Annotated in this window: 10 protein-coding genes; 4 read left to right on the forward strand and 6 right to left on the reverse strand. The window is 47.9% G+C overall.

Annotated elements, in window-relative coordinates; all coding sequences use genetic code 11:
- Positions 1 to 300 precede the first annotated feature (300 nt).
- From FBQ74_RS13770 to tkt, 4 genes are all read right to left on the reverse strand, one after another.
- Complete coding sequence (locus FBQ74_RS13770; protein WP_139757208.1) at positions 301 to 1200, reverse strand: fructose bisphosphate aldolase; 900 nt, start codon at positions 1198 to 1200, stop codon at positions 301 to 303.
- Positions 1201 to 1309: 109 nt separating this feature from the next.
- Positions 1310 to 2485 carry a phosphoglycerate kinase gene (locus FBQ74_RS13775; protein ID WP_139757209.1) on the reverse strand — a complete coding sequence of 392 codons (1176 nt, stop codon included), beginning with the start codon at positions 2483 to 2485 and terminating at the stop codon, positions 1310 to 1312.
- A 55-nt stretch (positions 2486 to 2540) separates the two neighbouring features.
- Positions 2541 to 3560: an erythrose-4-phosphate dehydrogenase gene (gene epd, locus FBQ74_RS13780; RefSeq protein WP_139757210.1), complete on the reverse strand. Its 1020-nt coding sequence runs from the start codon at positions 3558 to 3560 to the stop codon at positions 2541 to 2543.
- 12 nt (positions 3561 to 3572) lie between these two features.
- A complete protein-coding gene (gene tkt, locus FBQ74_RS13785) occupies positions 3573 to 5567 on the reverse strand; it encodes a transketolase (protein ID WP_139757211.1) in 1995 nt (664 codons plus the stop codon).
- Between the two features lie 304 nt (positions 5568 to 5871).
- Between tkt and metK the strand changes: the two genes are divergently transcribed.
- Positions 5872 to 7017 carry a methionine adenosyltransferase gene (gene metK / locus FBQ74_RS13790; RefSeq protein ID WP_139757212.1) on the forward strand — a complete coding sequence of 382 codons (1146 nt, stop codon included), beginning with the start codon at positions 5872 to 5874 and terminating at the stop codon, positions 7015 to 7017.
- 282 nt (positions 7018 to 7299) lie between these two features.
- The gene (locus tag FBQ74_RS13795; RefSeq protein ID WP_139757213.1) at positions 7300 to 7800 is read left to right on the forward strand and encodes a porin family protein; all 501 of its coding nucleotides are present in this window, start codon (positions 7300 to 7302) and stop codon (positions 7798 to 7800) included.
- Positions 7801 to 7823: 23 nt separating this feature from the next.
- On the opposite strand, the gene FBQ74_RS13800 is transcribed toward FBQ74_RS13795, so the two are convergent.
- The gene (locus FBQ74_RS13800) at positions 7824 to 8522 is read right to left on the reverse strand and encodes an aspartate/glutamate racemase family protein (RefSeq protein ID WP_139757214.1); all 699 of its coding nucleotides are present in this window, start codon (positions 8520 to 8522) and stop codon (positions 7824 to 7826) included.
- A 32-nt stretch (positions 8523 to 8554) separates the two neighbouring features.
- Positions 8555 to 9049: a 3'-5' exonuclease gene (locus FBQ74_RS13805; protein WP_139757215.1), complete on the reverse strand. Its 495-nt coding sequence runs from the start codon at positions 9047 to 9049 to the stop codon at positions 8555 to 8557.
- Between the two features lie 180 nt (positions 9050 to 9229).
- On the opposite strand from FBQ74_RS13805, the gene FBQ74_RS13810 reads away from it, so the two are divergent.
- Both FBQ74_RS13810 and FBQ74_RS13815 read left to right on the forward strand, forming a co-directional pair.
- Positions 9230 to 10420 carry an ABC transporter substrate-binding protein gene (locus FBQ74_RS13810; RefSeq protein WP_139757216.1) on the forward strand — a complete coding sequence of 397 codons (1191 nt, stop codon included), beginning with the start codon at positions 9230 to 9232 and terminating at the stop codon, positions 10418 to 10420.
- A gap of 3 nt (positions 10421 to 10423) precedes the next feature.
- Complete coding sequence (locus FBQ74_RS13815) at positions 10424 to 13261, forward strand: ATP-binding protein (protein WP_139757217.1); 2838 nt, start codon at positions 10424 to 10426, stop codon at positions 13259 to 13261.
- Positions 13262 to 13352 lie beyond the last annotated feature (91 nt).

Consider the following 13352-nt stretch of genomic DNA (forward strand, 5'->3'; position numbering starts at 1 on the left):
ACCTCTTCTGCTATCAGCGCTCTTCGCAATACAACGAATTTAAATGCGAATAAACTTACTAATCTTATAGAGTAAAATGAGTGTAGACCTCTTTAATTTTTTTAATAATTGTTAATTAGTCGTAGATGACGTGTTCTGCTGACCGGAGGGAAAGCTTCTGAAGTGATATAAAACGCAGTAAGAATGTACTGATATGGCAAGTCAGCCAAATGTTGTTGGTGACTGAAAGCAAAACGCCCGATTGTGAGAACCGGGCGTTAAAATTACTCTATTAGCCAAACGGCAATTAACGGTTTAACGTTAACTTCTGGAAGCCTGATAAATCGACTCAATCGCTTCGTCCAGCGATTTCTCAAAATCGTCCTGAGACTGGTTGGCGTTGATACCTTCTGTCAGCGCGCGGGAGAAACTGGCAATCATGCCTTTATTCTCAGCCAGCTTTTTATTGGCATCTTCACGGCTATAGCCACCCGATAACGCAACCACTTTAATCACTTTAGGGTGATTTATCAGCGCTTCATAAAAGTTTGCTTCGTTGGGTAATGTCAGCTTCAGCATGACATATTCGCCATCACCCAGTGCATCAAGCTGCGCCAGAATCTCCTCTTTCAGGATGGCTTCGGCTTGCGCTTTTTCCGCACTGTTAATATCAACTTCCGGCTCGATAATAGGAACAAGCCCTGCCGCGATAATTTGGCGGCCTACCTCAAACTGTTGTTTCACAACCTCTTTGATACCTGTCTCGTTACCCAGTTTGATAACTGAGCGCATTTTGGTACCAAAAACATTCTGCGCATTGGCTTTTTCTAATAGTGAAACCAGTTCTGGCATCGGCTTCATCGTCTGAACGCCATCTTTTTCGTCATTCAGACCTTTATCGACTTTCAGAAACGGCACAACCTGCTTTTCTTCCCACAGATAACGTGCGCTGGACTTACCTTCTATCTCACGATCCAACGTATTTTCAAACAGGATAGCACCCAAAACACGGTCGCCATTGAATGGCTGGCTAGTGATAATGCGCGTACGCATCTGGTGCACCATGTCGAACATTTCGTTGTCGTTACTATACTGAGACTCTTCAACCCCATACAGGCGAAGTGCTTTAGGCGTACTACCGCCACTTTGATCCAATGCTGCGATAAAACCATCAGCTGTTTTAATTTTATCCAGCATAGCGTGCTGTGCTTGTGATGCCATGAGCAACACTCCTTATTGTGACTGCTGTAAAGAGCAGGTGTAGGGTTTATAGTTTTTTCCGGCGAACGTCACTGTTCGCCGGATACAGAATTCATCTGAACTGTGTTATTTATTGATTTTTTTCTTCTAACACAGCGACCGCCGGTAATGTTTTACCTTCTAAAAATTCCAGAAAGGCGCCACCACCGGTCGAGATGTACGATATTTTATCAGCGATTTCATATTTATCTACTGCCGCCAGCGTATCGCCACCACCGGCAATTGAGAATGCATCACTTTGCGCAATGGCTTCTGCGATGCCTTTTGTACCAGCACCAAACTGGTCGAACTCAAAAACGCCAACTGGTCCATTCCAGACAATGGTCCCGGCATTTTTAAGAATAACCTTTAACGCATCTGTTGATTCAGGACCAATATCGAAAATCATGTCATCGTCAGCTACCTCTGCCACCGTTTTCAGATGGGCCGGTTCGTCTTCAGCAAATTGCTTTCCAACGACCACATCGGTAGGTACCGGAATATCACCGCCGTTACTTTGCGCGTCGTTTATCAGTGATTTGGCCTCATCAACTAAGTCCACTTCCACCAGTGACTTGCCAACATTGTGACCATTGGCAGCGATAAACGTGTTGGCGATACCACCACCAACGATGAGCTGGTCAACTTTTTCAGCCAGGGATTTAAGTACGGTCAGCTTTGTCGATACTTTCGAGCCGCCGACGATAGCCACCATAGGACGCTTTGGGTTATCCAGCGCCTTGCCAAGCGCATCAAGTTCTGCTGCCAGTAACGGACCGGCGCAGGCTTTGGGTGCAAATTTTGCCACACCATGCGTAGAGGCCTGCGCTCTGTGTGCAGTACCAAATGCATCCATCACAAAGATGTCACACAATGACGCATATTGTTTGGCCAGCGTTTCGTCGTCTTTTTTCTCACCCTTGTTGAAACGAACATTTTCAAGAATAACCAGTTCACCGGGTTGAATATCCACGCCGTCCAGATAGTCCGTGACCAGTTTCACCTCAACATCTAAAGCGTCATTAAGATAATCCACTACCGGCTGAAGTGAGAATTCAGACTCAGGCTGACCTTCGGTGGGACGCCCAAGATGTGACATCACCATCACTGCTGCACCGGCGTCCAGCGCCTTTTTAATAGTGGGAATTGATGCCTTGATTCTGGCATCCGAGGTGACCGTGCCGTTTTTCACCGGCACATTGAGATCTTGACGAATTAAAACCCGTTGCCCCTGCAACGAGAAATCCTGCATTGTTGGAATAGCCATAACGTCTCCCTAATAGCGTTAGAATACTGCGGTATAAATCGCAGCAAACAAAAAGTTATCCTGCACTGCCTGCATGATACATTGCCTGTGCAGTATCGATCATGCGGTTAGCAAATCCCCACTCGTTGTCGCACCAAATTAACGTCTTGGTTAATTGTCCATGACTCACGCGGGTTTGCGTTCCATCGACGATGCAAGAGTGGGGGTCGTGATTAAAATCTACTGAAACCAGGGGTTCTTCGGTGTAATCCAAAATTCCCGACAGACGACCCTGTCTGGCTTTTCTAAATACCGAATTAACCTCATCAATGCACACATTCTGCGCCAGCGTCACGCTCAAATCCATCGCCGTCACATTGATAGTGGGCACACGAACAGCTATCGCTTCGAATTTGCCGGCAAACTTAGGCAGGATACGTTCAATCCCACGAGCCAGACGCGTATCTACCGGAATAATCGACTGGCTGGCTGCACGTGTTCTGCGCAAATCATCATGATAGGCATCAATGACCATCTGGTCGTGCATTGAGGAATGGATGGTTGTGATTGTGCCGCTTTGTACACCAAAATGTTTATCCAGAACCTGAATGACCGGCACGATACAATTGGTGGTACATGAACCGTTAGATACCAGACGATGCTCTGGTAATAACGTGTCTTCGTTGCTGCCAAAGATAATGGTGTTATCTAAATCGTTACTGCCGGGTTGGGAAAAAAGCACCTTACCCGCGCCCGCATCAAGATGTTTTTGTCCGGCCTCTCGATCGGAGTAAATGCCCGTGCATTCAAGCACGATATCAACAGCAAGCTCCTTCCAGGGCAGACTTTCAATATCCTGACAGGCGGTCAGCGCAATGCTGTCGCCTGCAACCTGCAGTGTCGTGTTTTTTAATGCTACATCAAAAGGAAACCGCCCGTGGGCGGTATCATATTTTAACAGATGGGCCACGCCTTCTGGCTTGGCAACCTCGTTAATAGCGACAACACGAATGTGCTGGTTGCGCCCTGTTTCATACAGGGCACGCAGCACATTTCGTCCTATCCGGCCAAAGCCGTTTATGGCAACTCTTACCATTAAGCGCCAGACCTACAGCAGAGATTTCGCAGCATCAACCACTGCATCAGTCGTAATATTAAAGTGAGCAAACAAATCGCCGGCTGGTGCAGATTCGCCAAACGAATCCATACCCACGATCGCACCGTTATAGCCCACATATTTGTACCAGCTGTCTTTTGACAAGGCTTCGACTGCAACCCGGCGGCTGACGCTGGCCGGTAATACGCTTTCGCGGTATTCAGCAGGCTGACTGTCAAAAACATCAGTAGAAGGCATTGATACAACACGTGCCTTTGTGCCCTGCTCCGCTAATGCCTGCGCGGCCTCAATTGCCAATTGTACTTCAGACCCTGAACCTATCAGAATAACGTCAGGTGTGCCTTCACAATCTTTTAGTATGTAGCCGCCTTTCTCGATTAGCTTGACCTGCTCAGCAGAACGCTCCTGTTGAGGCACGCCCTGACGAGTGAAGACAAGTGTCGTCGGACCATCTTCGCGCAATATCGCCTGCTTCCAGGCAACGGCCGATTCGACCTGATCACATGGACGCCAGTTATCCAGATTCGGCGTTGAACGTAACGCTACCATTTGCTCTACAGGCTGGTGTGTAGGGCCATCTTCGCCCAGTCCGATAGAATCGTGGGTATAAACAAAAATTGCCGGAGACTTCATCAGCGCTGCCATTCTCACGGCATTACGGGCATATTCCATAAACATAAGGAACGTTGCGCCGTAAGCTTTGAAACCGCCATGAAGACTAATTCCATTCATCATCGCTGACATTGCGAATTCGCGCACCCCGTAATAGATGTAGTTTCCGCTGGCATCAGCGGTTTCAACACCTTTACTATCGTCCCATAAGGTCAGATTCGATGCTGCTAAATCTGCTGAGCCACCCAGTAGTTCAGGAAGCACTGGACCGTAAGCATTCAGCGTTGCCTGAGAAGCCTTACGGGTTGCTACAGTTTCAGGGTTAGCCTGAAGCTTCGCAATATATTCATCAGCAACCGCAACAAAGTTTTCCGGGGCTTTATTGGCAACCCGACGCTCGAACTCGGCTGCCAGTTCAGGATAGGCCTTTTTATACTCAGCAAATGCTGATTCCCAGTCAGACTGTGCTTTTTGCCCACGCTCTTTGGCATCCCACTCAGCGTAAACATCTGAAGGTACTTCAAAGGCAGGAGCTGTCCATCCAAGTTCCTGACGGGTCAGTTCAATTTCATCCTCACCCAGCGCTGCGCCGTGAGAGCTTTCTTTGCCTTGTTTATTCGGTGAGCCAAACCCAATGATGGTTTTGCAGATAATCAGTGTAGGCTGGGTAGTATTGGCCTGCGCCTGTTCAATCGCTTTTCTGATCTGGTCAGCGTCATGTCCATCAACATGCTCAATAACCTGCCAGTTATAGGATTTAAAGCGGGCGGCGGTATCATCGGTAAACCATCCCTCAACCTCACCATCAATTGAAATGCCGTTGTCATCGTAAAACGCAATCAGTTTACCCAGACCCAGTGTACCGGCCAGTGAACAGCTTTCATGGGAAATACCTTCCATCAGGCAGCCATCGCCTAAAAAGGTGTAAGTATGGTGATCAACAATCGCGTGATTGTCGCGGTTAAACTGAGCCGCCAGCACTTTTTCTGCCAGCGCCATACCCACAGCATTACTCAGCCCCTGGCCCAGCGGCCCGGTAGTAGTTTCAACACCCGGCGTATAGCCATATTCAGGGTGACCCGGTGTTTTGGAATGCAATTGACGGAAATTTTTCAATTCTTCGATAGGCAGATCATAGCCGGTAAGGTGCAGTAGCGAATACAGCAGCATTGAGCCATGACCATTAGATAGCACAAACCGATCGCGGTTTGCCCATTCAGGATTAGTAGGATTGTGCGACATGTAATCACACCACAGAACCTGCGCAATATCGGCCATTCCCATAGGCGCACCGGGGTGGCCTGATTTAGCTTTTTGTACCGCGTCCATACTTAACGCACGAACAGCATTGGCGAGTTCTCGACGAGTGGGCATGTTATCTCCTGGTTTTGTTCCTACGGACCAAAACATACGTAAGCAGTATTTTTTAGCTCACAGTAATGTTGTGACCGCTGTTTTAACAGTAAAACTATTTTTACCTAACCACCTGCCCACTGCAATGTGTTTCGTAAAGGCAGGCGGCTTTATGCAAATTTGATAAGCGATTGAATAAAAAACATCACAGATGTCAACCAAACGTAACAAATGGACTTTTAGACGTCCAGAAGTAGAGACTGGTAATTTTTATTGATTCGCGTACAATTCACACCTTTAAAGTGTCACATTTTACGGAGACGTTATGGCAACGCAGTTATTTACCTCCGAATCGGTCTCAGAAGGCCACCCGGATAAAATTGCAGATCAAATCTCTGATGCCGTTCTTGATGCAATTCTCGACCAGGACCCCCGCGCACGGGTTGCCTGTGAAACCTATGTAAAAACCGGCATGGTACTGGTTGGTGGAGAAATTACTACCTCAGCCTGGGTCGATATTGAAGAACTGACCCGTCAGACAGTCAAGGATATTGGCTATACCCATTCTGATATGGGCTTTGATGCTGATTCATGCGCTATCTTAAACGCGATTGGAAAGCAATCTCCGGATATCAATCAGGGTGTTGATCGCGCTGCGCCGGAAGAACAGGGTGCCGGCGACCAGGGGTTGATGTTCGGCTATGCCAGTAACGAAACTGACGTACTTATGCCCGCCCCCATTACCTATGCTCACCGTCTGGTCCAAAAGCAGGCTGAAGTGCGTAAGTCAGGCAAGCTCGATTTTCTGCGTCCTGATGCGAAAAGCCAGGTGACATTTGTCTATGAAAACAATCAGCCTGTGGGCGTTGACGCCGTGGTCTTATCAACCCAGCATTGCGATAGCGTGTCCACCGAACAGGTTCGCGAAGCGGTAATGGAAGAAATCATTAAACCGGTTCTGCCGGAACAGTGGCTTACCAACCGCACGCGTTTTCACATTAATCCAACCGGGCGTTTTGTGATTGGCGGGCCGATGGGTGACTGTGGCCTGACGGGACGTAAAATTATTGTCGATACTTATGGCGGTATGGCGCGTCACGGTGGCGGCGCATTCTCGGGTAAAGATCCGTCAAAAGTCGATCGCTCTGCTGCCTATGCCGGTCGATATGTGGCCAAGAATATTGTGGCCGCCGGGTTAGCCGATCGCTGCGAGATTCAAATTTCTTACGCAATTGGGGTAGCAGAACCTACATCCATTAGTATCGAGACATTCGGTACGGGTAAAGTGGATGAGCAAACGCTTGTAGCACTGGTGCGCGAGCATTTTGACCTGCGCCCTTATGGCCTGATAAAAATGCTGGATCTGGAACGGCCAATTTTCCGCCAGACCGCAGCTTATGGTCACTTCGGCCGGGATGCCTTTCCGTGGGAAAATACGGATAAAGCAGCGTCTTTAAAAGCTGCACTTTAATAATCAGATACCGGTTCTGTCATCAGAGCCGGTTTTTTTATATACACATCAGATACCTTATCTTCTTCTACCCCATCGCCCGTTGTCACTGCATTGTTCAATTGTTAAACTTCCAATCGTTGAAAAAACGATCACTTTAAGAATTTTTAACGTAGGAAAAATGTACTAAATGATAAAAATATATACCGCCACTTCCTCGCGAATCTGGGGTATCGCATTATTATAAAAAGACACACCGCGTTCAGCGGTCAGGGCACTTACTCAACGTTCGGATGTCGCTTTATGAAAGGTAAATATCTTTTATATGCTCTTGCAGGCGCTTTAAGTACATCGGCTTTTGCTGAAGATGGTTTTAATTTCAAACCAATATCTTCGCAGGTAGATATTGTTAAACAGGAATACCAGGCAGATGTATTTTACAAAAATTATCGCTTACCGAACTGGTCGTTTGGCCTGAAGTATGAGCGCGAAATGCCTTATCACCCATTATGGATCGATGCGATCGAAACTTACCGCCCGGTAGACTCAATCAGACTGCTGGCAAGACGTGCGCTGCCTACCGCAAATTCACAGCGCGTTTTCGCTGCATTGCAAACCAGTAATAATCAAAATTATCAGTCAGTCCAGCAAGTGTATATACCTGAGAACGCGGGTGTCGCGGCTAGCCTGGGCTGGGAACTTGGTGATGCCAGCCGTTTCAATATGGCGGTTGAATATGAATATCGCGCAGTGGGCGAGCTGGATATTTCAAGTATCGAGCTGGGCGTTAAGTACCACTTTTAAACTGAAGCGTAATGTCAAATTTGCTACACAGAGGTTAAGTGTCTGACAATCGCTTCCACATGAATATCCGTAGTATCAAATAGCGTGAATGGCACATCGCTTTGTTCAATAAGCAATCCAATTTCAGTACACCCTAAAATGAATCCGGTCACTCCCGTTGCGGCCAAACTCTCCATAATAGCAATAAACCGATTTTTGGCCGTTGAAGTAACCTTTCCCTGGCAAAGTTCATCATAAATAATCGTGTGGATGTCCTCACGCTCGTTTTGTGCCGGGACAGAAACTGTCAGACCGCTTTCGTGTAAGGCGCCCTTATAAAAATCTGCTTCCATAGTGAAACGCGTGCCCAACAGCCCAACATGTTGATGCTTTTCCCGAAGGCACGTATTGGCGGTATTAGAAACAAGATTAATAAGCGGAACGGAAATAGCAGCGTTAACGGCGGGTGCGCAGCGGTGCATAGTATTAGTCGCAATGGCGATAGCCGTTGCACCTGATGCCTCAAGCCGGCGGGCTGTGTCTGCCATCAGATTATCAAGTTTGTCCCACTGCCCGCTATGCTGCCACTGACAAACGGTGGCAAAATCAAGACTGTGGATGAGCAAGTCAGCACTGTGCATTCCACCCAACCGAGAAGCAACTCTCTCATTGGCTTTTTTGTAATAAACCGAGGTGGACTCCCAGCTCATTCCACCAATAATGCCCACACACTGTTGTTTCATGCTTTCACTGCCAACTTTTTTAAAATGTTGGGTTAACTCTGACTCAGCGATTGCATAAACGTCAACTGAATAAGCTCAGCATCCGAGCTCGCGCGATGACGCCTGTCATTAAACTGCGCCAGCAGCTCCTCCTTGACCTTATCCCAAACATCCATTTGCCGCTCTTTCAGTAAAAAGTCGAGGGAAGATACCCGGAAATTCATCGATACACCGGCTGCGTCAAATAGCTTAATCAGCCAGGGGTAATCCACAACCCAGCCATCACAATATACGGTAGGCGTATCGATAAAATCATTGAGCTTTTGACAGACTTCGGTAGCGGCCTGCCCGTACGTATACAGATCATCCCGACTGATACCGTGCAACTGCTGCGCCTGTTCATCCCAGTGATGCCAGTCGTCGGCGGGTTTTATCAGACTGCAGAACCGTTCACCGTCGGCACGAATTACGCCGACCTCTACCGGGTAACTTTGCGCACCGAATCCAGAGGCTTCTACATCAATAATTGTCGGGGGTAACTGCGACATATGTGCGTATTCTCCTGAAGCGTTCACTGAAAAATTCACACACACTGGCGTGACCGGACTAAAAAAATAACAACACCAAACTGCAAAACTGCGGTAAATTCACACCATAAGTATAATTGTCATACACAGGGAAGGCGCTATGCTTCTTATACCTAAATTTTTTGTCAGAATGATATTTTGATGGCTGTCCGTAATTATTTGTTTCTCATCTGCTTATTACTGTCTTTTAATGTAGTGGGATCGGTGCAGGCAGCCGCGCCATCACAGTCACCGCTAGTTATCGCGGTCGATGCTGATTTCAGTACGGTTGCTGCCGAAGGGGGGGAAGCCATCTTTCGTGGTGCCCAGCTGGCAGTAGATGAGATAAATCAACAAGGCGGGTTGCTCGGACATCCTGTACAGCTGATTCGTTCTGACCACAGAGGAAATCCTGGCCGGGGTATCGCTAATATCAATAAGCTGGCAGAGACCGACAACTTGCTGGCCGTTGTGGGCGGCGTTCACACGCCTGTTGCCATGGCTCAGCTGGATGCGATTCATAAGCATAATCTGCTGTATCTGGGCGCGTGGGCAGCGGGAACGCCAGTAGTTGAAAATGGCTACGCACCCAACAATGTATTCAGAGTATCCATTCGTGACAGCGAAGCAGCCAGTGTGCTGCTACAGCATGCCCGCTCGCGGGGGCTTAAGCGGGTAGCGCTGGTACTTGAGCGTACTGGCTGGGGGCGCTCGAATTATGACTCTTTGCATAAGGCGGCCGCCGAACTGGATATCGAAATCGTCAAAGTTACCTGGATTAACTGGCAACAGGCAACGTTTGAACAGGATGCTGGCGCTATCGCTGATACCAATGCGCAAGCCATCATCTTAGTGGCTAATGCCCCTGAAGCGGCGGTGGTAACACGCGCTGTACACAAGCAATTTTCAACGCCACTGCCTATTATTGCCCATTGGGGGCTGGCAGGCGGGGACTTTGTGTCGATGGTTTCTTTGCCTGTGCTCGCAGCCATGGATATTAATGTTATTCAGACATTTAGTTTTTTACACCAGACAAAGGCTCAGGCGCGATCACTTTTCTCCCAATATAAGAAGCGATACGGAACGGATATTTCTGCTGATTCGGTGCCGGCTGTAGTAGGCCTTGCTCATGCTTATGATGTAGTCAACCTTCTGGCTGCTGCGGTTAAGCGTGCCGAGTGTATCAATACAGATGCTGTGCGCGATGCTCTGGAAAACCTGCCCGCTTTAAAAGGCGTAGTGAAAACCTATGAACCCGCTTTTACTTCAACGCGACATGATGCACTATGGGCTGATGATTATTTCATGTCACGTTTTGATAAAATGGGGAACCTGATTCCCTATAAGAGATAATAGATGCCGCACCCAGTATCCCTGGCGGGAAAACTTCAACGCGTTCTTTTCCCCCGGCTGCTCGCCGCTTTGTTTCTGGTAAGTGGGTTAATCTGTGGTGCCGTCTTGTATTTTGCTCAGGAACAGGTTGCAGAAAGACAACGGCATCATGCAAAAATTCTTCAGGATGATATTCAAATCAGTCTGCAAGACGCTCTTCGCCTTTTACAAAGTGTTGCTGATAACGACATCATCGTAAATAGTTTTATTGACTATGAGCAGCGCGACACCTACCTGCCACTGTTTTTTCGTACATTAAGACTCACACGCGCTGACTCGTATCGGCTTGCGCTTTATGATTTCGCCGCCCAGCCGATTATTACCAAAAACTGGAGCACGCCGCTGCCAGATACATTCGTGCAGCAGTGGCAGTCGAACACGCTTGAGGCAGGCTCCAGAACGGTTGCCGTTACATCCGATGGTGTCATGCTTGCCGTGCCGGTAAAACTGGGCGATAGCGTGGAAGGCGCACTGGTACTATATGTTGATAAGATTGATGATTTAATCTACGCCCGTGAAAATTCGGCCGTTCAACTCATCACCGACACTAGCGGCACTATCTTGTATAGCAGTAAAACCGATGTAGTCGCCCGCGGACAGTCTTTAACTGAAAGTCAGTTTACCAACTGGATTGGTCATACCATGCAGTGGAATGCATTAACAGTGCATAGCCTGGCTCCACTGAGCACGGTCTATCAATCGCTGTTCTGGTTATTGCCACTTCTGTTATGCTGTGTTGTAGCCACCGTTTTAATCAGTGTTTATGCCGTAAGACGCTCCGCCAGTCTTGCAGGTGAGACACTGTCATCCCTGCATCATTCGATTGCCGAAAGTATGCATACTCAAACGGCTTCCCGTTCTGTAGCACCTGCTGATGAAGCTGCTGAGCTTGCCCTCATTCGAAATGCGTTCGATGAGCTTAAAGATAACCTGCTTACCATATCGCTTTCCAATCGACAGTTTTCCAATGTTATCGACTCACTGGAAGAGTTACTGGTTGTGCTGGATAAAGATGACAATGTTCTGATGGCTAACCGCCCTTACAGCGACAGCGCCCAGGCACTTGGTTTTGACCACCAGATGCTCAGTCGCCTAAAAAAAGAGGCCAGCGAGAGCAGCAGCACTATTGATAAAATCTATATGAGCAATTCGCAGCAGGAGATAATTATAAAATGGGAGTTGCTACCACTTAGTGACCAGAATAAAAATGTTATTGGCAGCATTCTTATCGGTAACAACGTGACAGAACGGCGAAACCTTGAAAGCATGAACAGACTTATGAGCCATGCGATGCAAAGTGCTACCGTGGCTATCGGCATTGCTGAATTTTCAGCAAACCGGTTATTCATCGTTTACGTCAACGAGTACTTTACCCGCCTGACCGGCTACACCTTAAGCAGTGTGAAAAATAAGCCACTGGTAACCCTTACCGGACCACAAACTGACTTACAAAAAGTCGACAATATCAATACACGGATCCACGCTGGTGAATCGGTAGATGAAACCCTGACGCTGTATAAGCAAAACGGCGATGTTTTCTACACACGCCTGATTCTTACACCCGTGCGTCATAATAAAACGATAACTCACTATGTGGCGTTTTGTCAGGATATCACCGAGCAGGAACAAACCCGTCGTTACCTTATTGATGCGAAAACGAAGGCTGAAGAATCAGCCCGCCTGAAGTCCAGCTTTCTGGCCAGCATGAGCCATGAAGTCAGAACACCGCTACATGGTGTATCAGGCACGTTACAGCTGCTAAATAACACACCGCTGGATGACAAACAGGACTATTATCTGTCTCTGGCGCGGCAAAGTCTGCAAAACCTTCAGTACATCGTTGATGACATCCTCGATTTTTCAAAGATTGAGGCCGGCCAGCTAAACATTGAGCATATTAATTTTAACCTGCCACTACTTATTTCTACCGTCACCGCCCAGTATGAGGCGGTGTGTGAACAAAAATCCATTGCCCTTCATACCACTTCACAATTCAGTGACACAACGATGGTGTGTGGTGATCCCGTGCGATTACGTCAAATACTGGGGAACCTGCTTAGTAATGCGGTAAAGTTCACCGAAAGCGGACAGATAACCACGGAGTTTCTGTTGGAGCAGAATGCGCATGAACTCGCCTTGACCGGACGGGTGACTGACTCTGGCATCGGCATTGACAAAGATAAACGCCAGTCGATATTTGAGGTATTTACGCAGGAAGATAGCACCACGACCCGGCGTTTCGGCGGCACCGGGCTGGGACTGGCAATCACGCGTCAGCTATGTCAGCTTCTTGGTGGTAATATCGAGGTAGATAGTGAAAAGGGCATCGGCAGTACTTTTCAGTTCACCGTTAAACTTTTGCCAGCTGTCGACATGGCTGATGCAGGAACAACGATAAATCCTATGCAGCCGGATGCGATTGCCGCACAGTCTCTTCGCATTCTGTTGGTGGAAGACAATAAGGTAAATCAAATTATCGCCAGGGAGAATTTAAAGCACCATAAACTGATGATGGCAGACACCGGAGAAGCCGCACTAACAGCCCTAAGACAGGTGAAAAAGCCTTTTGACCTGGTCCTGATGGATTGCCAGATGCCAGTGATGGATGGCTACGAGGCAACCCGCCGAATTCGTGCCGGAGAAGCAGGTACAACACATCAGTCGGTGCCGGTAGTGGCACTTACCGCCAATGCAATGAAAGGGGATAAAGAGGCCTGCTTTGAAGCCGGTATGACCGACTATATCTCCAAACCTTTCACCTCTGAGGATCTGGCCCGCGTACTGGCACGTATATCTGCCTGAAAAATATAAACCGGTTTGCTTTAGCTGGCACAGTATTCGCTTGGCTACCGTTATTGTTTATTTATTCTGTATCCGGATACACGTTCAGTTT

The sequence above is a fragment of the Salinimonas iocasae genome (assembly GCF_006228385.1).
Taxonomy (GTDB): Bacteria; Pseudomonadota; Gammaproteobacteria; order Enterobacterales; family Alteromonadaceae; genus Alteromonas; species Alteromonas iocasae.

Bases quoted from the DNA above. Each gene is read 5' to 3' on its own strand.
- FBQ74_RS13770 (WP_139757208.1), bottom strand. From the start codon at position 1,200: ATGGCATCACAAGCACAGCACGCTATGCTGGATAAAATTAAAACAGCT.
- FBQ74_RS13775 (WP_139757209.1), bottom strand. From the start codon at position 2,485: ATGGCTATTCCAACAATGCAGGATTTCTCGTTGCAGGGGCAACGGGTT.
- epd (WP_139757210.1), bottom strand. From the start codon at position 3,560: ATGGTAAGAGTTGCCATAAACGGCTTTGGCCGGATAGGACGAAATGTG.
- tkt (WP_139757211.1), bottom strand. From the start codon at position 5,567: ATGCCCACTCGTCGAGAACTCGCCAATGCTGTTCGTGCGTTAAGTATG.
- metK (WP_139757212.1), top strand. From the start codon at position 5,872: ATGGCAACGCAGTTATTTACCTCCGAATCGGTCTCAGAAGGCCACCCG.
- FBQ74_RS13795 (WP_139757213.1), top strand. From the start codon at position 7,300: ATGAAAGGTAAATATCTTTTATATGCTCTTGCAGGCGCTTTAAGTACA.
- FBQ74_RS13800 (WP_139757214.1), bottom strand. From the start codon at position 8,522: ATGAAACAACAGTGTGTGGGCATTATTGGTGGAATGAGCTGGGAGTCC.
- FBQ74_RS13805 (WP_139757215.1), bottom strand. From the start codon at position 9,049: ATGTCGCAGTTACCCCCGACAATTATTGATGTAGAAGCCTCTGGATTC.
- FBQ74_RS13810 (WP_139757216.1), top strand. From the start codon at position 9,230: ATGGCTGTCCGTAATTATTTGTTTCTCATCTGCTTATTACTGTCTTTT.
- FBQ74_RS13815 (WP_139757217.1), top strand. From the start codon at position 10,424: ATGCCGCACCCAGTATCCCTGGCGGGAAAACTTCAACGCGTTCTTTTC.